This is a genomic window from Polynucleobacter rarus, from assembly GCF_003072505.1.
GTDB lineage: Bacteria > Pseudomonadota > Gammaproteobacteria > Burkholderiales > Burkholderiaceae > Polynucleobacter > Polynucleobacter rarus.
This window is the reverse complement of the sequence record NZ_NTGB01000001.1, coordinates 2382638-2403721: the sequence shown is the minus strand read 5'-3', so window position 1 is coordinate 2403721 and position 21084 is coordinate 2382638. Positions and strand designations below refer to the sequence as shown.

The 21084-nt window shown below is 42.0% G+C and carries 21 protein-coding genes; 10 read left to right on the top strand and 11 right to left on the bottom strand.

The window, feature by feature from the left end; all coding sequences use genetic code 11:
- Positions 1-21 precede the first annotated feature (21 nt).
- From AOC35_RS11505 to AOC35_RS11490, 3 genes are all read left to right on the top strand, one after another.
- Entirely contained in the window at positions 22-1251 is a 1230-nt protein-coding gene (locus tag AOC35_RS11505) for a ribonucleotide-diphosphate reductase subunit beta (protein ID WP_342749908.1), read from the top strand.
- A 390-nt stretch (positions 1252-1641) separates the two neighbouring features.
- The gene (locus tag AOC35_RS11495) at positions 1642-2157 is read left to right on the top strand and encodes a histone (RefSeq protein WP_211307514.1); all 516 of its coding nucleotides are present in this window, start codon (positions 1642-1644) and stop codon (positions 2155-2157) included.
- Positions 2158-2310: 153 nt separating this feature from the next.
- On the top strand, positions 2311-2511 hold the full coding sequence (locus tag AOC35_RS11490) for a ribbon-helix-helix domain-containing protein (RefSeq protein ID WP_108647217.1): 201 nt from the start codon (positions 2311-2313) through the stop codon (positions 2509-2511).
- A gap of 363 nt (positions 2512-2874) precedes the next feature.
- Here AOC35_RS11490 and AOC35_RS11480 read toward each other — a convergent pair whose 3' ends face one another.
- The 7 genes from AOC35_RS11480 to AOC35_RS11450 form a co-directional block, all read right to left on the bottom strand.
- Positions 2875-3837, bottom strand: coding sequence for a carbohydrate kinase family protein (locus tag AOC35_RS11480; RefSeq protein ID WP_108647215.1), 963 nt, complete (start codon positions 3835-3837; stop codon positions 2875-2877).
- A 47-nt stretch (positions 3838-3884) separates the two neighbouring features.
- Positions 3885-4370, bottom strand: a complete 486-nt coding sequence (locus AOC35_RS11475) for a DUF3426 domain-containing protein (RefSeq protein ID WP_159077568.1) — start codon at positions 4368-4370, stop codon at positions 3885-3887.
- Between the two features lie 49 nt (positions 4371-4419).
- The gene (prmA, locus tag AOC35_RS11470) at positions 4420-5352 is read right to left on the bottom strand and encodes a 50S ribosomal protein L11 methyltransferase (protein ID WP_108647213.1); all 933 of its coding nucleotides are present in this window, start codon (positions 5350-5352) and stop codon (positions 4420-4422) included.
- A 40-nt stretch (positions 5353-5392) separates the two neighbouring features.
- A complete protein-coding gene (gene accC / locus AOC35_RS11465; protein ID WP_108648818.1) occupies positions 5393-6769 on the bottom strand; it encodes an acetyl-CoA carboxylase biotin carboxylase subunit in 1377 nt (458 codons plus the stop codon).
- Between the two features lie 24 nt (positions 6770-6793).
- Positions 6794-7255, bottom strand: a complete 462-nt coding sequence (gene accB / locus AOC35_RS11460; RefSeq protein WP_108647212.1) for an acetyl-CoA carboxylase biotin carboxyl carrier protein — start codon at positions 7253-7255, stop codon at positions 6794-6796.
- Between the two features lie 99 nt (positions 7256-7354).
- Positions 7355-7816 (bottom strand): type II 3-dehydroquinate dehydratase, encoded by a 462-nt coding sequence (gene aroQ / locus AOC35_RS11455; protein WP_108647211.1) that lies wholly within the window; start codon positions 7814-7816, stop codon positions 7355-7357.
- 189 nt (positions 7817-8005) lie between these two features.
- The gene (locus AOC35_RS11450; protein ID WP_245898496.1) at positions 8006-8590 is read right to left on the bottom strand and encodes a TlpA family protein disulfide reductase; all 585 of its coding nucleotides are present in this window, start codon (positions 8588-8590) and stop codon (positions 8006-8008) included.
- A gap of 26 nt (positions 8591-8616) precedes the next feature.
- Here AOC35_RS11450 and mpl point away from each other — a divergent pair, with 26 nt between their 5' ends.
- Genes mpl through AOC35_RS11425 form a run of 5 tightly spaced genes read left to right on the top strand, consistent with a single transcriptional unit; the run spans position 8617 to position 14403 of the window.
- Entirely contained in the window at positions 8617-10092 is a 1476-nt protein-coding gene (gene mpl / locus AOC35_RS11445; RefSeq protein WP_108647210.1) for a UDP-N-acetylmuramate:L-alanyl-gamma-D-glutamyl-meso-diaminopimelate ligase, read from the top strand.
- A gap of 3 nt (positions 10093-10095) precedes the next feature.
- Positions 10096-12321, top strand: coding sequence for a ribonuclease catalytic domain-containing protein (locus AOC35_RS11440; RefSeq protein ID WP_108647209.1), 2226 nt, complete (start codon positions 10096-10098; stop codon positions 12319-12321).
- A 13-nt stretch (positions 12322-12334) separates the two neighbouring features.
- On the top strand, positions 12335-13231 hold the full coding sequence (locus tag AOC35_RS11435) for an energy transducer TonB family protein (RefSeq protein ID WP_108647208.1): 897 nt from the start codon (positions 12335-12337) through the stop codon (positions 13229-13231).
- An 8-nt stretch (positions 13232-13239) separates the two neighbouring features.
- The gene (gene aroE, locus AOC35_RS11430) at positions 13240-14136 is read left to right on the top strand and encodes a shikimate dehydrogenase (protein WP_108647207.1); all 897 of its coding nucleotides are present in this window, start codon (positions 13240-13242) and stop codon (positions 14134-14136) included.
- Positions 14137-14196: 60 nt separating this feature from the next.
- Positions 14197-14403 carry a hypothetical protein gene (locus AOC35_RS11425; RefSeq protein ID WP_108647206.1) on the top strand — a complete coding sequence of 69 codons (207 nt, stop codon included), beginning with the start codon at positions 14197-14199 and terminating at the stop codon, positions 14401-14403.
- A 28-nt stretch (positions 14404-14431) separates the two neighbouring features.
- Here the strand turns inward: AOC35_RS11425 and corA are convergent, their stop codons facing one another.
- A complete protein-coding gene (corA, locus tag AOC35_RS11420) occupies positions 14432-15397 on the bottom strand; it encodes a magnesium/cobalt transporter CorA (RefSeq protein ID WP_108647205.1) in 966 nt (321 codons plus the stop codon).
- A gap of 162 nt (positions 15398-15559) precedes the next feature.
- Between corA and pyrF the strand changes: the two genes are divergently transcribed.
- The gene (gene pyrF / locus AOC35_RS11415) at positions 15560-16330 is read left to right on the top strand and encodes an orotidine-5'-phosphate decarboxylase (RefSeq protein ID WP_108647204.1); all 771 of its coding nucleotides are present in this window, start codon (positions 15560-15562) and stop codon (positions 16328-16330) included.
- Here pyrF and AOC35_RS11410 read toward each other — a convergent pair.
- The 3 genes from AOC35_RS11410 to thiL are packed head-to-tail and all read right to left on the bottom strand — an operon-like array spanning position 16323 to position 18565.
- Positions 16323-16871, bottom strand: coding sequence for a CinA family protein (locus AOC35_RS11410; protein WP_108647203.1), 549 nt, complete (start codon positions 16869-16871; stop codon positions 16323-16325). The genes pyrF and AOC35_RS11410 overlap by 8 nt on opposite strands.
- The gene (locus tag AOC35_RS11405) at positions 16868-17479 is read right to left on the bottom strand and encodes a phosphatidylglycerophosphatase A family protein (RefSeq protein WP_108647202.1); all 612 of its coding nucleotides are present in this window, start codon (positions 17477-17479) and stop codon (positions 16868-16870) included. The genes AOC35_RS11410 and AOC35_RS11405 overlap by 4 nt, the downstream gene beginning before the upstream one ends.
- A gap of 18 nt (positions 17480-17497) precedes the next feature.
- On the bottom strand, positions 17498-18565 hold the full coding sequence (gene thiL, locus AOC35_RS11400; RefSeq protein ID WP_108647201.1) for a thiamine-phosphate kinase: 1068 nt from the start codon (positions 18563-18565) through the stop codon (positions 17498-17500).
- 124 nt (positions 18566-18689) lie between these two features.
- On the opposite strand from thiL, the gene AOC35_RS11395 reads away from it, so the two are divergent.
- On the top strand, positions 18690-21026 hold the full coding sequence (locus AOC35_RS11395) for an NADP-dependent malic enzyme (protein WP_108647200.1): 2337 nt from the start codon (positions 18690-18692) through the stop codon (positions 21024-21026).
- The last annotated feature ends 58 nt before the right edge of the window (positions 21027-21084 follow it).

Sequence of the window (21084 nt, the reverse complement as noted above, 5' to 3'; positions counted from 1 at the left end):
AATTGATTTGGAGAAATAAATATGTTGAATTGGGAAGATGACTCAGTAGTAATAGCGCCAGTGCCAATGAAGCCTGCAGCTACACCAATACCTGAGGTAGTAAAACTAGAGTCAGCCCCTACATTAGCAACACCCCATGCAACACCGGGTGTAGCGATTAGTGCGCCTGATGTAGCAATTGCACCGATAGCAAAAGAAGCAGTAGTAGAAGAAAAAGTGGAAGATGCTATCAGCCGTCGTGTGAATTTAAATGATAAGAGAATCATTAATGGTTCTACAGACGTAAATCAACTCGTGCCATTTAAATACAAATGGGCTTGGGAAAAATATTTGGCAGGATGCGCTAACCACTGGATGCCACAAGAAGTAAACATGAATCGTGATATCGCTTTGTGGAAAGATCCGAATGGATTGACTGAAGACGAGCGTCGGATTATTAAAAGAAATTTAGGTTTCTTTGTAACGGCAGATTCATTAGCCGCCAACAATATCGTATTGGGTACTTATCGCCAAATTACTGCGCCAGAATGTCGTCAATATTTATTACGTCAAGCCTTTGAAGAAGCAATTCATACGCATGCATATCAGTACATTGTTGAGTCACTTGGACTTGATCAAAGTGAGATTTTTAATGCGTATCATGAGGTCCCTGCGATCCGTGCAAAAGATGAATTTTTAATTCCATTTATTGATGTTTTAACAGACCCATCTTTTAAAACTGGCACACCAGAAAATGATCAAAAATTATTACGCTCGTTAATTGTTTTTGCGTGCATCATGGAAGGATTATTCTTTTATGTTGGTTTTACGCAAATACTTGCAATGGGTCGTCAGAACAAAATGACGGGTGCTGCTGAGCAGTATCAATACATCTTGCGCGATGAGTCTTTGCACTGTAATTTTGGCATTGATATGATTAATCAGATTAAGCTTGAGAACCCCCATCTATGGACTTCTGAGTTCAAAGAGGAGTTAAAAAGTTTGTTCGAACAAGCAGTGGAATTAGAGTACAAATATGCGGAAGATACGATGCCTCGCGGAGTGCTTGGACTCAATGCACCGATGTTCAAAAGTTACCTAAGATACATTTGTAATCGTCGCTGTATGCAAATAGGACTTGACGCAATGTATCCAAATGAAGAGAATCCTTTTCCATGGATGTCTGAAATGATAGATTTGAAAAAAGAAAGAAATTTTTTCGAAACTAGAGTGATAGAGTATCAAACTGGGGGTGCATTAAGTTGGGATTAAAACTTAAACGCTCTCCAACAATTTAGGAGATTTTTGGATTGAACATACGTAGTATTTTTACAATTTCTAGCACCAATAATTCTGTAAAAAGAATGGGAAAACTTTCCCTACAAAATGTTCAAGTCCTACTATTTTCGAATGCTCCTTTTTTGAGCACAGTATCAGTTGATTTCAGAACTAATTTTTTAATGAAGCAATTTAAAAAGTCACTACCCGAAAAGGGAGTGGCTTTTTTTTCGAAATTCATGAGGCCATTTCAGCAATTTAAAAATGCGTTTCATGAATGGCTCATTCATTTGTGTCGGCTTTCTATCAAAAGAGTCGATTCTAAATGCCTGGGCCTTTCTTAAACTGTAGTTGAATTAACTTCTCACGTGAAGGAGCATTAAAATGGCAACAGCCAAGAAAGTAGTAAAGAAAGCAGCAGCAAAACCAGCAGCTAAGCCTGTAGCTAAGAAAGCAGCAGCAAAGCCAGCAGCAAAGCCAGCGGCTAAGAAAGTAGCAGCGAAGCCAGCAGCTAAAAAAGTAGCAGCAAAGCCAGCAGCTAAAAAAGTTGCAGCGAAGCCAGCAGCTAAAAAAGTAGCAGCGAAGCCAGCAGCTAAAAAAGTAGCAGCAAAGCCAGCAGCTAAAAAAGTAGCAGCGAAGCCAGCAGCGAAGAAAGTAGCAGCAAAGCCAGCAGCGAAGAAAGTAGCAGCAAAGCCAGCAGCGAAGAAAGCAGCAGCAAAGCCAGCAGCAAAGCCAGCAGCGAAACCAGCCGCTAAGCCAGCCGCAAAAAAAAAAGTAGTTAAACCAGTAGCAAAGAAAGCAGCAGCAAAGCCAGCAGCAAAGAAAACAGTTGAAGCGAAGACAGAAACTGCCCTCAATCCAACAGCTGCTTGGCCCTTCCCAACTGGTGGCCGCCCATAATTATTGACGACCTCAGGCTGCTTTCAGCTCATCTTGCATGTTCAAAAAACCCGCTACAGTTAGTTCAATAGCGGGTTTTTTGTTATATAAAAAATAACCTTACTGATTAAAAAGGTGTAATGTTTAAATATTAAACACTCAAAGTAAATCATCATGCGAATTAATATAGAGTTATCTGACGAATTAACCGCCACTGTAAAAGAGCTGGCAAAAAAAAGAGATTCAAGTATTTCAGAGGTTATTCGTCGGGCTATTTCTTTGGAAAACTTTTTCGATCAAGAGCTAGCAGAAGGTACAAAAGTACTACTAAAAAGTAAAGGCTCTGACAATCTTCAAGAAGTAATTTTGAGATAAATAAAAATGGTGCATCAAGAGTTAAATATTTCTGAAGGAATAGTTGGAAAAGAGAATGCTCAAATTCAGTTCGAAATAGCGCAAGGTCAAGTTAGTCCTTACAAGAAAATACCTTTCAATCTAAATAAAACTAGATTTTTTTTAAACAACATTTATTTGGTATTTCTGCTTTTTTTCTGCGGCACTTGTCTGGGGAGTAATGTTTGATTGGTTAAGCAATGAAGAATCAAAAGAACTGGCAGCCACAGTTCTTACACCAATCATTGGAATTTTTGGTACATGTATCGGTTTCTATTTCGCCAGAAACGGGGATTAGATTTTTTTAATTTAGTTTGTAAATCTAAATCCCCCTAAGCCAATCAATTATTTGGATAATTCGTATCCAAAGTTATTTTTAAATGCTGTTCGAATAGCGTCGATATGAAACTCATGGTTTTGACCACCTTGAGAGGCAATTTTTAAAGAGCCCAGTAACGATCCAAGTCGACCAATGGTCGGCCAATCCAATTGATTTTCGATACCAAATAGAAGAGCCGCTCTAAACGAATCACCGCAACCTGTAGGATCAAGTAATTGTGTTGCCTCGACCACCGGAATATCAATCATTTGACCCTGGTTATAAATCACAGAGCCTTGCGCTCCCTTGGTCACGATTAATGCTTCAACCCGATCAGAAACCTCAGGTAAGCTAAGACCCGTTTTTTGACAGAGCATTTCTGCTTCATAATCATTAACAGCTACGTAAGTTGCAAGCTCGATCATCTCGAGTAATTCTTTACCATCAAATAAAGGCAAGCCTTGTCCTGGGTCAAAAATAAAAGGAACATTTGCCTTGGCAAATTGTTTGGAGTGCGTCAACATGCCATCTCTGCCGTCAGGAGCAACGATCCCAATGGTAATTGGAGTACTCGTATTCGCCATAGTAGCAATTGCTGCCGTAACATCATTCAAATGAGACTGCATCATCGCACCAGGATGAAAGGCCGTGATTTGATTATTATCTCGGTCTGTAGTGATAATTGCTTGGGCAGTAAATGCCTCTGGGATTTCACGAATAAAGTCAGTGGCAATATCGTGCTTAGCAAGTTTGTCAAAGTAGGTTCCAGCATCAGAGCCAACAGTAGCCATGATGAAAGGGTTACCACCCAACAGGCGCTGGTTGTATGCGATGTTACCAGCACAACCTCCAAATTCGCGACGCATACTCGGTACTAAAAAAGCGACGTTTAAGATATGAATTTGATCAGGCAAAATTTGTTCCTGAAAACGTCCTTCAAAGGACAAAATTGTGTCAAACGCAATCGAACCACAAATCAGACTTGCCATAAAATTCCTAAAAAAAAGATTGACTAATATTTACTACGGAAAAAACTTCAAAACGAGTTGGGATAAACCATTTGCACCTGAAAACCACTCGCAGTATCAGGTAACACTATGGGTATATTAACGGTAATTTGTGTCTTTGCTGGAACACCTTGTGTGAGGTAAGGGAGTAAACGTGGTTCAGACCCAAGCCATTGAAGGGGCGTTAATTCTTGATAGGCAAGCGGTTCTCCCGTTACATTACTCAACAGCACTTCGAGATTAGGTAGGGCAATCTTTCTGGCGAGCAGTGGATATTCCTCTTTTGAATCGACTTGTAACTGTATCTCCAAGTATTGGGGCGAAGGTAAAGGGCTGTTTTCTAGAGTGAGTGCTTCAGAAGAGCCTGAGGTCGAAGTATGAATCTCAGCAAATTCTAATCTCCAAGCAGAATCATCTTTTTTAGGAGTCAGTTGCCAATTTAAAAAGATTAAATAGGATTGATAAACCGCGCCACATAGTAATACCAACAGCATGAAGATACGATAAAGGCGCATGAAATAGATGAATAACTTAAAGTGGACAAGCCAATATTATCAGATTGTTTTAGCTAACTGACTTCCCAGCTAGACAAACCCAACCGTCAGCAACCTGCCAAATTTTGAGATCAACCCATGGCGCATAAATTTCAATGATTTGCTCTGCTTGTTGTTCTAAAATTCCTGACAATGCTAAGTAACCATTCGGCGCAACTAAAGCACCGATGGCAGGAGCAAGAATTTTTAATGGGTTCGCTAAAATATTTGCGACCACGACATTGAACTTCGTGGTATCAGTCACCATGTCAGGCAAACCAAACGTGATTTGCACCTCATTGCGCAGGGCATTATCAGTACTTGCAGTAACGGATTGAGGATCAATGTCTAAACCAAACGTATCGCCACTCCCCAGTTTTTTCGCAGCAATAGCCAAGATTCCAGAACCACATCCATAATCCATGACACTTTGATTTTGTAATAGATTGGCATCTGCTAACGATTCTAGCCAGTTTAAGCAGAGTTTAGTGGTTGGATGACTTCCTGTGCCAAAAGCAAGACCAGGGTCAACAGCGAGGCATATAGCCTGCGGATGGAGGTCTTGTGGCTGGTCATGCCAAGAAGGAACTACCCAAATCCGTTCAGAAATTGCGATTGGATCGAACTGAGACTGCGTCAATTTAACCCAATCTTGTTCTTCAATTTGTGCTTCGGTGTAATGATCAATCGCCATGCCTAAGCGATCTAGCTCAGCTAAGATGGCTTCAGTGTGTTGTGCAAACTCTACCCAAAGAGATTGGTCAAATAAGGCAATCACCTTCGACTCCTGCCAAGCTTCGACATGGATTACCATTCCAGGTTCCCCATACAGCGGAACTTCATTCGCTGTATCAGCTTGAGCATCCTCAACGGTAATTGAGAGTGCACCAAGTTCCATGAGCGTATCACCGAGTAACTCAGCACTATCTTCAGTAACGAAAAAGCTTAATTCGCGATAAGTCATAAAACTTTCCTAAACAAGGTCATGGGATTTGAAAAAAACATTAACTTGCTGGATTTTCGTTAGCACGCGCTTGAGCCTGCTCTTCTAATCGATGTTCAAGATAATGAATACTTGTCCCACCCAAATTGAATTCTGGATCAATCATTAATTCTCGATGCAGGGGAATATTGGTTTTAATGCCGTCCACCACCATCTCTGACAGAGCAATGCGCATTCTTTTAATCGCTTGATCGCGGGTTGCACCAAAAGCAATTAATTTACCAATCATTGAGTCATAGGATGAGGGCACGGTATAACCACTATAAACGTGGGAGTCAACCCGAATGCCAGGACCACCTGGGGTATGCCATGACAAAATTTTCCCAGGACTTGGAGTAAATTTGAATGGATCTTCGGCGTTAATTCGGCACTCGACAGCATGACCTCTAAAAATAATATCTTTTTGTTTAAAAGAAAGTTTTTCGCCGGCCGCAATTTTAATTTGTTCTTGGACCAAATCGATGCCAGTGATTAATTCCGTGACGGGATGTTCCACTTGAATACGGGTGTTCATCTCGATAAAGAAGAATTCATTATTTTCGAATAAAAACTCAAAAGTACCTGCCCCACGATAGCCCATTTTGCGACAAGCTAAAGCGCAACGCTCACCAATTTTTGCGATCAAACGACGATCAATCCCCGGTGCCGGTGCTTCTTCAATTACTTTTTGGTGACGGCGTTGCATGGAGCAATCCCGCTCACCTAACCAAACTGCATTTTTGTAGGTATCTGCTAGAACCTGAATCTCAATGTGCCTAGGATTTGTTAAGAACTTCTCCATATACACTTCTGGATTACCAAAGGTACGACCAGCTTCTTCTTTGGTCATGTTAACGGCATTAATTAAAGCTGCTTCGTTATGAACCACGCGCATACCTCGGCCACCACCGCCGCCTGCGGCTTTAATAATCACTGGGTAACCAATTCTTTTTGCGGTAGCAATAATGTACTTTGGATCATCCGGTAGGGCACCTTCAGAACCTGGAACACAAGGAACACCAGAGGCGATCATTGCTTGCTTGGCAGAAACCTTATCTCCCATGAGACGAATCGTCTCAGCCTTAGGGCCAATAAATACAAATCCTGAGGATTCAACACGGTCAGCAAAATTGGCATTTTCTGATAAAAAACCATAGCCAGGATGAATCGCCTGGGCATCTGTCACTTCTGCAGCGGAAATAATCGCTGGCATATTTAAATAACTTTGAAGAGAAGAAGCGGGTCCAATACATACAGCCTCATCGGCTAATTTGACGTATTTTGCTTCTTTATCAGCGGTTGAATAAACCACAACTGTTTTAATGCCAAGCTCTCGGCAAGCCCTTTGTATGCGAAGGGCAATTTCACCGCGGTTAGCAATTAGGATTTTTTGAAACATCATAAAAATTTTCTCGGGTAATCTTTAGCCAATAATGAAGAGGGGTTGATCGTATTCAACACCTTGACCATTTACTACACAAATTTCTTTAATTACACCGGCAACATCCGCCTCAATCTCATTCAGTAACTTCATGGCTTCAATAATGCAAAGCGTTTGACCTGCTTTGACGGTATCGCCAAGACGAACAAATTCTGGAGACTCAGGATTTTGAGCGCGATAAAAGGTCCCGACCATGGGCGATTTCATAACATGTCCTGATGGCACCTCAGGTACTATAGGAGCTACTGGCGCTGCAGGAGCGGCAGCAGGAATGTCTGATACAGCTACTGGAGCCTGTTGCGGAATAAAAACTTGCGTAGCTTGCGCGCTTGGAGCGCGGTGGTTCACAATTCGAACTCTTTCTTCACCTTCCGAGATTTCAAGTTCTGAAACACCTGACTCAGCAACGAGGTCGATTAAAGTTTTTAATTTACGAAGATCCATATTATTTCCTTTTAAAACAAAAGATTGATTTCTTAAAGTGACAAAATTTACGAATATCCCAAGAGGGCATCCTATAAATTGAACAAAAAATTAATTAAATTAAATGGTTAGGCGTTGATGAGCAGCACGCAAAGCTAGCTCATAGCCATGAGCCCCTAATCCACAAATGACTCCGACTGCGATGTCGGATAAAAATGAATGATGTCTGAAGCTTTCACGTTGATAAATATTCGATAAGTGAACTTCAATAAATGGGATTGCTACCCCAGCTAAGGCGTCACGGATGGCAACGCTAGTATGAGTGTATGCGCCGGGATTAATCAAAATAAACTGCACCTTATTTTGTTTAGCCGCATGAATCCGATCAATTAAAGCGCCCTCTGAATTGGACTGAAATGTCTCTAGATGGATCTGCAACTGAGAAGCCACTTGCTGTAAATGGTCATGAATTTGTGGCAAGGTTGTCGCACCATAAACATCTGGTTCGCGCGTGCCAAGTAGATTCAGATTAGGACCTTGTAAGACGAGTACTGAAGCGATTTGTTGCGTATCTGCGCTCATTTTCGATGAATTCCTTGAAAATCTGATTTTGAATGAGCCTAGTATATCTCACAAAAACATGATTTATTGGGAAAAAACTCAGTTTTTCACCATCTAAAATATGGAAGAGCCATTTTGGGGATAAACGAAACCAACTTGGCGTTTGATTTTTATTAACTTCGTTTAAATTAATAAAAATAATATATAAAATTACTTATCTTTCAGTAAAAGTACAGATTCAAGTTCTTTCTCGGTGATTTTCCCAAGTTTAGTCAATAAGATTTTTCCGTCAGGATTTAAAATCACGGTATAAGGCAGTGCTCCTTGTGAATTACCCAGGCGCTTCATCCAATTACTTCCCTCTAAGCCACCAAGTAGGATGGGATAAGTAACAGTAGTATTTTGCAGGAATTGACGTAAGTTAGAGGGTGAATCGATACCGATACCGATCATTTGCACAGTATTGTTGTCAAGTTTTTGATTAAAGGCGGACAACATGGGCATCTCTTCGACGCAGGGAGGGCACCATGACGCCCAGAAATTAATCACTAAGATTTTATTTTTCCATGCTTGAGAATTTACATTCTCGCCAGTCTCATTTTTCCAATCTACAGCCATGAACTCCTGGTAAATGGCAGCTTGAGAACTAGCCGAACTGCTTTGAGAAGAGTTAGAAGACAACCAATACGAAGCCCCAATCCCCAGTAATAAACTACCGAGACCAATTAAAGAGAGCATTAATAAAAGTGGAAATTTCTTCTTTAATATAGATTTTTTATTAATTTCTTCAGACATTTCGTTTCCTTAGCTAAAATTGAGTCATGCATATTCATATTCTTGGTATTTGCGGCACCTTCATGGGAGGTATTGCCGCCATCGCACGTCAATCGGGTCATCAGGTCACTGGATGCGACACAAATGTCTATCCACCGATGAGTACCCAATTAGAAGAGCAGGGTATAACTTTAATTGAGGGCTTTGCAAAAGAACAATTGTCCCTCAAACCTGACTTGTTTGTCATTGGAAATGTGGTTTCCAGAGGAAATCCTTTGATGGAGGCGATTTTAGATGACGGATTGCCGTATGTATCTGGTCCTCAGTGGTTGGGTGAACAGGTTTTAGCACATCATCATGTTTTGGCGATTGCAGGTACGCATGGCAAAACTACCACGACCGCGATGTTGGCCTGGATTCTGGAAGCCAATGGTTTATCACCTGGCTATTTAGTTGGTGGCGTACCGAATAACTTCGACGTTTCTGCAAGGTTAGGTAAAAATGGGGGCTTAAACGCCAGTTTAGAATCACAAACAAAACCCTTGTTCGTCATTGAAGCGGATGAGTACGATACGGCATTTTTTGATAAGAGAAGTAAGTTCGTCCATTACCGCCCCAAGACAGTAATCCTCAATAATTTAGAATTTGATCACGCTGATATCTTTGCCGATTTAGCTGCTATTCAGACACAGTTCCATCATTTAGTGAGAACAGTACCCTCTACTGGCAACATTATTGTGAATGGTGAGCAAGCAGCATTAAAAGAAGTCTTAGATCGGGGCGTTTGGTCTCAGGTAGAAAGTTTTAGTCAAGAACCATCTGCTGTTTTGCAGAAAATAGCCCTAAATGCGCAGTGGTCCTTCCAAAGCTTAGCTTTGGATGATTTTGAAGTGATTAAAGACGGGAAGGTAGTTGGACGAGTCCATTGGCATCCCGACGCTAGTGTTGCCGGTCGTCATAATCAAATGAATGCCTTAGCTGCGATCGCTGCAGCGAGCCATGTTGGAGTCAGTCCTGCAGACGCTGCTCATGCACTAGGTAGCTTTAAAAATGTGAAGCGTCGCTTGGAAATCATTGGACGAGCAAGAGGTGTTACGGTATACGATGACTTTGCCCATCACCCCACAGCGATTACTACGACGATTGACGGTTTACGTCGAAGGATCAGGGCCGAAGAAACACAGTCAACGGAGTCGAGTACTGCAAAATCTGCAAGATTAATTGCTGTATTAGAACCTCGTTCCAATACAATGAAGTTAGGTGTGATGAAGCAGCAGTTACCCACCAGTTTGCAGGATGCGGATTTGGTGTTTGGTTACGGCGCTTCCAAAGGAAAATCAGCCTTAGGTTGGGATTTAGCACAAGTTCTGAGTCCACTCGGGGATAAGGCGCAAGCATTTGATGATTTAGACCAAATGGTCGAAGCAATTGTTCAAATTGCAAAGTCGGGCGATCATCTATTAGTAATGAGTAATGGCGGTTTTGGTGGCGTTCACCAAAAAATCTTAAAGGCACTGGTCTGATACATGCATTTCATTTTTGAAGAAGGTGGTGAAATCAAGGGGGCTAGTGCGATCGGTCCTGCGGTTGCAACTGCCGATTTTTGGCAAGCCCAGACCCAGTTTGGCAAACGAATCAAACTGAAGGCTAAAGAAGTTTGGCTAAAGTGGGAAACAGGTGATTTAGCCAAGATGATGGAAAGTGCCAAAGCATTAGCGACCTCCATTGATATGGATTTTTTATGGGAATGTTCGCCAGATCAAGAGTTTTCGACTGATACCATCGCCAAAGAATACTTTGGCGATAAAGTGAGTACCGAACAATTGATTGGGTTAGCCATGGCTTTACAAAATGCCCCTATTTATTTTCGGCGCAAAGGTCGTGGACAATTTTTACGTGCCCCGGAAGAGCAGTTAAAAGCAGCGCTCTTGTCCGTTGAGCGAAAAAAGCAAGAGGCACTTGCTCAAGAAACGATGAAAGAGCAGCTCCTGTCTGGAATATTACCTCCTGAGATTTCAGATCAAGCACAAATGCTGCTATTTGCCCCAGATAAGAACCACTATATTTTTAAAGCCTTAGCAAGTGCTAGTGCGCAAAAAGGGATTTCGAATGCGCAGCTCTTATTAGAGCTCGGGGCTATTCACTCCGCCCTTGAGATTCATCAAGGGAAATTCTTTAAAGAGCATTTCCCTAAAGGTTTAGCGTTTCCACAAAATGCCTTAAATATTGTGAATAGTTCCGTTGTTCAGCAGCTTGAACAAGAATTGCCTTTAGCAAACGTAGCCGCTTTTTCGATTGATGACGCTAGTACTACTGAAATTGACGATGCATTTTCCGTTACGCAACTCGTAAATGGTAACTATCAAGTGGGGGTGCATATTGCCGCACCAAGTCTGAGTATTTCTCCAAATGACGCACTCGATGAAATCGCTAGTCAGCGCATGTCTACCGCTTATTTCCCTGGTGGCAAAATTACCATGTTGCCAAAGTCCATCGTAGACGTATTTTCTCTCGAGGCTGGACAAGCAAGGCCAGCAATTTCTTTGTATGTAGAAATTAGTCCGAGTGGGGAAGTTATCTCAACCGCGCCACACCGAACTGTGATTGAGCTTGTTTCGATTCAGCAAAATTTACGTTTACATGAAATCGAAGACGTCTTAACAGAGGAATACTTTGATGGCATCGAGGAAGGTTCAAGCGAGAATGTCATAGGAGAAGCAGAAACAAATAAAGTTCCGTTTGAAAATGAATTAAAACTTCTTTGGACCTGTGCCAAAGTATTATTTGCTAAGCGTCAAGAAACTCGAGTAGCTGGTGGTCAACGTGCTGAGCAACTTGGTAAAAATGATCCGAATGCACTGTTAAGAGATTTTAGTTTTTCTATTTTGAGTGAGACGCAAGAACCGATAGATCCTGAGGCAATACTGGCTCAACCTGTCAATGATTCAACCTGGCAGGTTGAAATTAGCGCAAGAAATAGAGGCTCAGTGGTGGATACGATTGTGGCTGAGTGGATGATTTTTAGTAATCAGACTTGGGGTACTTATTTAGCAACGAATGAATTACCTGCTATTTTTAGAGCGCAACAAGGTTGGGGAGCCCAAAGAACTCGGATGCAAACCACGCCTTGTCGCCATGAGGGGCTAGGCGTTGAAAATTATGCCTGGTGCACTTCACCGCTACGAAGATACTCAGACTTAGTGAATCAGTGGCAAATTATTGCTCTCGTGAAGAATGGCATGATGGCAAAACTGGTTTCCCCATTTGTGGCTAAAGACACCAGAATCATGGGCCTCTGTGCAGAGTTTGATGCTAGATACACATCCTATAATGCCTACCAGCAATTGGTTGAACGGTATTGGTGTTTAAAGTGGGTCAACCAGCAGGGCTTGCCACTCAGACTGCAAGCGAGAACACTGAAGGACGGGATGATTCGGGTTGAAACAATTCCACTAAGATTAATCGTACCTGAATTAGCCACTGCCAAAAGGGGCGTTAGTGTTGAAATAGAAATCGTTTCAACCGACTTACTCAATCTGAATGCAGGAGTACGTTTAATCCAAATGCATGAACAACAATCCAGTGAATACGCTCCGGACTTTAATAGTCAAGAAGCAGATGTAGAAGAGGAAACCATCCCTCAGGTTGAGTTGGATACTCCTTCATCAGACGCCTCTTCAGCAGAGATTACCGAGACTCAAAGTTTAGTAACTGAGGTTGTTACGAATCCAGCAGTAACGCCGACACATTAAACATCTCGTGACGATGCAAGCCAATTTATTTCAATGGTTTAAGCGATCTATCGTGATCGCAGTGCTTGTCTCCATCGTCATCCATGTGGTTTTCATTGTCTGGCAACAGGAGAATCGCGAAGTGCAAGAGGTGCGACTAAAAACACCTTTAGCGGTTGTGTTAGTGAATAGTCAATCCAAACTAGCACCTCTTAAGCCTAAAAAGTTAGCGCAAAACGATTTGAATGGTGGTGGTCAAAGTGATCAGCTAATCAGTGCAACTACCATAGCAGCGATTAATCCTGGTATTGCTAAGGAGTTAGAAGATTTACAAAAAGAACAAAATCGCCTGATTTCTTCTATGAACAATCAAGGGGCGATGACGCAAAAAAATCGAACAGGTCAAAGTACTGAAGAGCTCGATAAGTTAGAGCGTCTTGAAGCTGAATTAGCCAACAGATTACAACAGGAAGCAAGTAAACCGCGTAAGGCGATTCTTACTTCGACTAGTGCTAAAGCAGTCATTTATGCCCAGTATTACGACGCCATGCGCAAAAAGGTAGAGAAATACGGAACCACCTACTTTCCAAGAAATAGTAATGGACCTTTGTATGGTAGTTTGATTGTTTTAATTAGCGTTGATAAAAGTGGGAAAATTATTTCTAAACCAAAAATTGAAAAATCTTCTGGGAATTTAGAACTAGATCAACAAGCGATTGCCATCGTGAATGCTTGCGCACCTTTTGGGAAGTTCTCACCAGCAATGATGGCAAAATTAGATGTAATTGATTGGATCGCGACCTTTGATTTTATCCAGGGGGTTGGACAACAAAAAGGACAAAGTCAATTAGAACTCGGATCTATCCAAGAAATTGACAAGAGTGGTCAGAAATCGAATTCCGCAAATAAAGAACCAGTAAAAAAGAAATAGGCTAAGAAATGAATATTCAACCTCAAGATTATCCTTTGCAAGATGTCTACGCAGTGATTGGTAATCCGATTGCCCACAGTAAATCTCCGCAAATTCATGAAATGTTTGCTAAGCAAACTAATCAAAATATGAAATATGGTTTGTTATTTTCTGAAGTAGATGATTTTGAGAAAACGGTACAAGACTTTTTTGCAGCAGGCGGGTGCGGTCTCAATGTCACTGTGCCCTTTAAAAATCGAGCTTTTGCAATGTGTGACGAGTTAAGTAGTTATGCACAAGCTGCCGGAGTTGTGAATATCCTGTGGATGGAAAATGGTAAGTTATTTGGCGAGAACTCAGATGGTCTTGGTTTAGTGAAAGATTTAATGGGCGAGAGTGACAATCTAAAAGATCGCTCGGTCTTGATATTGGGGGCAGGCGGTGCAGTGCAGGGAGTTATTTTGCCCTTAATCAAAGCGCAGGTCGCAAGTATTGTGATTGTGAATCGTACTTTTGAAAAGGCCTTAGAGCTCGTCAATCGTTTTAATACCGAAGCTGAACAAGTTGGAGCTCATTTAGGAGCGCTCGAGAGTCACTGGATTGAGAATTTAGACGAGCCATTCGATATTATTATCAATGGCACTTCGACTGGTTTAACTAGTGATTCCCCGCTAACTAGTGTGCAGGCCAGTCATCTTGCGATGATTTGCGAAACCAAAGAAAAAACGGTGGTGAGTTACGACATGGTGTACGGTAAGCAAACGGCCTTTATGCAACAAATGCAAGAGCAAGGTTTTGTGGTGAAGGATGGATTGGGAATGTTAGTTGAACAAGCGGCAGTAGCCTTCCAATTGTGGCGTAAGTTACCAGATTCATTAAGTTTGGATACGAACTTGGTTTTAAAGACACTTAGAGAAGGTCTATAAGCCAGTTAATTTTAAGGGTTTTATTTCGTATTCAAGTGCTTAATCAGCTACGATAAAAATATGAAGAAACCATTAAAAGATATTCGCAATTCACCTGACCCAGACATCGCTGGATCTTATGATGCAATGATTCGTGCCGGTCAACATGCTATCGATATTGCAATACAAACCAACACGGCCATAGTCAATATTATTGATGGGAAAATTGTACGTACAACAGCGGCTGAACTTAAAAAAAGATACAAAATAACAACAGATGAAACCTAGGTAAAGGTAATTTGATTGATAAGACGATCTAGTCCATCCAACCTTTACGCTTAAAGTAAACAAGCGGCAGAATCGTTGAAATAACCATCATTCCAAGTGCAATGGGGTAACCAATCATTAGTTTTAATTCAGGCATGAACTCAAAGTTCATGCCCCAAATACTAGCGAGCAGGGTCGGTGGCATGAGTCCCACCGATACCACGGCGAAGATTTTAATGATCTTATTTTGGTTAATGTTAATAAAACCGACCGTCGCATCCATTAAGAAGTTGATCTTATCAAAGAGGAAAGCAGTGTGGTTTTCGAGGGAGTCGATGTCTCGCAAAATCAGCCTTGCCTCTTCTTGTTGCACATCAGATAAATATTTACTGCGCATTAAATAAGAAAGTGCACGGCGGGTATCCATGACGTTACGACGGATACGACCATTCGTATCTTCCTCTTTTGCAATCGTTTCGAGAACAACTCCAGCAATTTGGTCAGTAACGGTGTTGGACAGGACCACCTTACTGGCCTCTTCAAGCTGAACGTAAACTTCTTCAAGGGAATCAGCAGAGTATTCGGCATCGGTAGAATAAAGATCTAGCAGTACATCTTTCGCGTCGTTAACAGAACCAGGGCGCAGACGAGCACGCATCCGAACTAAACGGAACACAGGTAAATCTTCATCGTGGATAGAGAACAAAGTTTTATCGGTGAGGACGAAAGCAACCCGAACGTTACGGGAAAGATCATCTTCATCGAGTAAAAAATCGGTACGAATATGTAAGTAACCATCTTCCCCAGCAAAATACCGAGCCGATGCCTCAAGGTCACCTAACTCTTCTAATTCAGGGAGAGAAACGCCAAATGCCGTCTTAATCCAACCCAACTCTTCATCATTAGGCTCAATTGCATCAATCCAAATAGGCGCATGTTGCTCTAAAAGTTCATTGAGGTCTTCAACTTGTTCTTGGACCAATCGGCCGTTTTGTAATGTGAATAAATTGATCATTTTGCATTTCCTCAAATTTACTTCTTAACTAGAATTAAAAGAAAGTTTAAAGTATCGTTATTAAAACAATTTAATTTAATTCTTTTGAATAATTCACCTACTACTAATAATGGTTCTTCTTTTTTAGAGAAGTACCAAGATTGCGTTGAAAAACATCAGTCGATGCTATGCGTCGGTCTTGATCCGGATCAACAAAAGTTTCCAATTTCCTTACAAGGTCAAGCAAATTCAATTTTTACGTTCTGCCGATATATTGTAGACGCAACAGCGGACTTAGTTTGTGCTTTCAAACCCCAAATTGCTTATTTTGCTGCAGCAAGGGCGGAAGACCAGCTAGAACAGTTAATCCAATACATCCATACCCATTATCCAAGAGTTCCAGTCATTTTAGACGCAAAACGAGGAGATATTGGTTCTACTGCTACGCAATACGCAGTAGAGGCTTTTGAGCGTTATCAAGCGGATGCAGTAACCGTAAACCCTTATATGGGTTTTGATTCAATGGAGCCTTATCTGAAATATGCAGGTAAGGGGGTCATTGTCTTGTGTAGAACTTCTAATCCAGGTGGATCGGATATTCAGTTTCTAAAAACGACCGATGATAGTGGTGAGCAGGTGTCGGTATATGAGCGGGTGGCCTTTAATGCGGCTACCAAATGGAATACCAACGGACAAATGTGTTTGGTCGTTGGCGCGACTTTTCCTGAAGAAATTGCCAAAGTTCGGCAAATTGTCGGCGATATGCCATTGTTAATACCGGGCATTGGTGCACAGGGCGGCGATATCGAAGCGACGGTGCAAGCTGGATGCAGTAAAAACCTAATGATTAACTCTTCCAGAGCCATCTTATATGCCAGTAATGGTGCAGACTTTGCAGAGGCTGCCAGAAAAGAAGCAATAAAAACTAGGGATGCGATTAATCAGGCTAAATAGCTGGCGAACTGGTCGTTGAATCGCCATTGATAAGGGTAAGGAGCTTGCTTAAAGCGAAGTCTCTAGCTAATATTCTCACTGCATGTCGAGTTGAGTCGGTAATAGTGGTGTCAGCCCCTAAAAGATGCACACCTTGAGTATGGGATGCTATGACACCATTTTGTTTCCAAGCCCAGCCAAAACAGACAAAACCAACGGGTTTTTCTAGACTACCGCCAGTTGGACCTGCGACCCCAGTAATCGATAGGCCAACATTTGCTTTGGAGTGTGTAATTGTGCCAATAGCCATTTCACGAGCTACCTCTTCACTTACTGCCCCGTGATGTTGAATCAGCTCCATCTGAACACCAAGACTATCTACTTTGGCTTCGTTACTATAGGTTACAAAGCCCCGGTCAAACCAAGCGCTAGAACCTGCAAGATCAGTTAAAGCACTCGATACCATCCCGCCCGTACAAGATTCAGCAGTACTGATAAGAAGATGATGCTCAATTAGGAACTGAGACAGAGCTAAAGCGTGTTCATTGGCAACGTGGTTCATAGTGCGATGACTCCAAAGCGAACAAGAATCGATAAAACCATTAGGGTAGCCAGGGCTGCGAATAGATCATCTACCATCACCCCAAAACCACGAATCCAAGCAGCAAATGGCTCAAGTCTTGGACTTGGTTGCCACTCTTTAAAGTATTGATCTACTAAGCGAATTGGGCCAGGTTTAGCAATATCAAAGAAACGAAACAACACAAAAGCCAAGGACTGCACAATCCATGAGCAGGGTATAACAAAAAATAAAATCAACCAAAAAGCGAGAATTTCATCCCAAACAATCCCGCCATGATCTGTTTTACCTAGTTCTTTACCCGTTAAGCCGCAAACGACGATCCCTAGAATCAGACCAGCGATTAATAGCACGATGCTTTCTGAGGTGGCTAAACTAGGATAAAAAATATGATAGGTTAGGGTGGCAATCCAAGCCCAAAGAGTACCAACCGTACCAGGGCCAAGAGGGCTTAAGCCCGAGCCAAAGCCAAAGGCAAATAAGCGCCAAGGACGATCTTTGACCCACTTGAAGGTAGGCGTTACTCCGGCCAACGATTGCCTGGCCTGAGTGAATTCAGAAGGAGTTGAAGAGGATAGAAAATCGGACATGTTCAATTCAAAATGGATTTAGGATGATTCAAAGTGATCAAATGATTTTAAATAGATTTGCGTTTGTTTGTCGTCTAGGGAATTTCCGTCTTGATCAATGAGGCGCATCCGACCAAATTGAGGAGTACTTGGACTTTGTGACTCGATTTTATTGATTGCTTCTGTAATTTGACCTATTTTGGTAAGGCGAAGGTTTAAGGCACGACCAATTGCCTCAATTTGGGGCGCATTGGCATTTGGGGCAGTAAAACATAATTCATAGTCATCACCACCTTTTAAGCTACATAGCCTTCGCAACTCCCGACTTGAATTACTTAATAGAGTAGAGACAGGAACCTGATCGATCTGAATGCTCGCATTGCAATGAGATGCTTTTAGAATATGCTGCAAATCACCCAATAAACCATCAGAAATATCAATAGCTGCATGAGCTAGACCTCTAAGAGCTATACCTAAGTCAACTCTTGGTTCTGGGGCGTGCATGCGGTGGGTGAAGTTTTCTGACCCAGGGATTGGGAGCCATTCGCCACGCGCAATACCAAGTATGCATCTTGCATCACCAACTTCACCTGAAAGCCAAATATCATCGCCAGCTAGGGCATTACTGCGCTTTAAAGCGTTGTTTTTAGGTAGATGGCCTATCGCAGTAATCGAGATGGTTAATGGTCCTGAAGTCGTATCACCGCCAATTAATGGGCAATTAAAACGATCAGATAACGCGTGTAAACCCTCTGAGAAGGCGGCTAACCAAGCGTGGTTAATCTGCGTGAGTGCAATAGACAGGGTAAACGCCATAGGTTTAGCGCCCATCGCTGCCAAATCAGAAAGATTTACCGCTAGACATTTATGCCCCAAAAGCTTCGGGTCAGTATCACTAAAAAAGTGCCGATTTTCAACCAGCATATCAGAGGTCACTGCTAATATGTGGTCATTTGGTGGTGAGTCAAGTAAAGCGCAGTCGTCACCAATCCCAAGTAGAACATGAGCTCTTTCTTGCTTGGAAGCGGTATTTGGTGAAGAGTTCCTTAAAAAATAAGTATTGATAAGGTCAAACTCACCAAATAGTTGGGATTTAGGAGAAGCCATGATGAATTGTAGGTGATGTTATAAAAATGGCGTAAAGTAATGCAAATAGATCATATCAATCAGTAATATTAAAGAAACATTAAAAAAATAACACATAAATAGCAATACATAATATGGAACAAATATGAGCCAAGATGCTAAAAAAGCGACATCAAATAACGCTACAACACCCAGCAATTCACAAGAAGCGCTAAGACAAGCTGCTCTCAATTATCATCAGTTTCCGACACCTGGAAAAATTTCTGTAACTCCCACTAAGCAATTAACCAACCAACGGGATTTAGCACTTGCCTACACTCCTGGAGTTGCCGCTGCTTGTTTAGAAATCGTGGCAGACCCTGCTAACGCCGTGAAATATACCGCAAGAGGTAATCTCGTGGGCGTGGTCACGAACGGTTCCGCTGTGCTAGGTCTGGGTAATATCGGGGGGTTAGCAAGTAAGCCTGTAATGGAAGGAAAAGCTGTTTTATTTAAAAAGTTTGCTGGAATCGATGTATTTGATATTGAAATCAACGAATCCGATCCAGCCAAATTGGTCGATATTATTGCATCTTTAGAGCCAACCTTTGGCGGTATTAATTTAGAAGATATTAAGGCGCCTGATTGCTTTTACGTAGAGCGTAAATTACGCGAAAAAATGAAGATTCCTGTTTTTCATGATGATCAACATGGCACAGCGATTGTGGTGTGTGCCGCGATTACGAACGGCCTTAAAGTCGTTGGGAAGAATATTAAAGAAGTTAAATTAGTTACTTCCGGTGCGGGCGCCGCGGCCCTTGCCTGTTTGGATTTACTGGTCGATTTAGGCATGCCCGTTGAAAACATTTTTGTGACTGATTTGGCTGGAGTCGTTTACAAAGGTCGGGTCGAGTTAATGGATCCTGATAAAGATGTTTTTGCCAAAGAAACTTCTGCAAGAACTTTAAGTGACGTGATTCAAGATGCGGATATTTTATTGGGACTTTCTGCTGGAGGCGTGGTCAGTCAGGATATGGTCAAGAAAATGGCGCCAAACCCATTGATCTTTGTGCTTGCCAATCCCAATCCGGAAATTAATCCAGCCGATATCAAAGCGGTAAGAACAGATGCGGTGATCGCTACTGGAAGAACGGATTATCCGAATCAAGTAAACAACGTACTCTGCTTCCCATTCATCTTCCGTGGAGCATTAGATGTGGGAGCTACGACGATTACTCGTGAAATGGAAATTGCTGCGGTCGAAGCGGTCGCTGAGCTGGCCCGCGCTGAGCAAAGTGAAATTGTGGCAAATGCTTACGGCATTGCTGATTTAACTTTTGGCCCTGAATATTTGATTCCAAAACCGTTTGATCCTAGACTAATCACCATTATCGCCCCTGCAGTAGCTAAAGCGGCGATGGATAGTGGTGTAGCAACCAGGCCGATAACCGATTTTGTGGCGTACACCAACCAACTACAACAGTTTGTTTATCAATCAGGCACAGTGATGAAGCCGTTGTTTGCTGCGGCTAAAAAGATTGATCAAAGTAAAAAACGGATTGTATTTTGTGAGGGTGAGGACGAGAAAATCCTGCGTGCGGTACAGGTATTAGTCGATGAAGATATCGTGAATCCGATTTTGATTGGTCGTCCCGGTGTGATTGAACACCGCATCAAGAAGTTAGGCTTACGTTTAGCGCTAGATACCGATTACACCATTATCAATACCGAAAACGATGAGCGGTTTAAAGATTATTGGCAAACTTTTTATGAACTCACCAAGCGTAAAGGCGTTACGCAGTCTTATGCCAAACTAGAGGTTCGACGCAGAAGCACCTTGATTGGTAGTTTGATGGTTCGAAAAGGGGATGCAGACGGTTTAATTTGTGGACTCGTTGGTAGTCCATCGGCCCATTTACATTTTATTGATGTTGTGATTGGACATGAAAAGGGGACGAATGTTTACGCTGCTATGAACGCTTTAGTCTTGCCAGATCGCCAGTTATTTATTGTTGATACGCATATTAACTATGATCCAACTGCAGACGAGTTGGCAGAAATTACGAGACTGGCTGTTGCTGAAATGCGCTCACTCAATATCGAGGCGAAAGTAGCGCTTTTATCGCACTCGAATTTTGGTTCCTCAACCGCAGTTTCAGCAGAGAAAATGCGCAAAGTCTACCAAATTTTGCGTGAAAAGCATCCTGACATTGAAGTCGATGGTGAAATGCACGGCGATTGTGCTTTAGATCCCGCCATTAGAAACACAATCATGAAAGACGGTACTTTAGATGGTCGTGCCAATTTACTCGTAATGCCAAATATTGATGCTGCCAACATTTCTTACAACTTACTCAAAGTAGCGGCAGGTAATGGTATCGCGATTGGCCCGATTCTATTGGGTGCTGCTAAATCTGTACACATTTTGACACCATCATCAACGGTGCGTCGTATCGTCAACATGGCTACCTTGGCAGTGATGGGAATTGAGTCGCACAAATAACAAAAACCTTAATTTTTGGTTATTTTTTCCTTATGATATGATAATTATTCATAAAAAA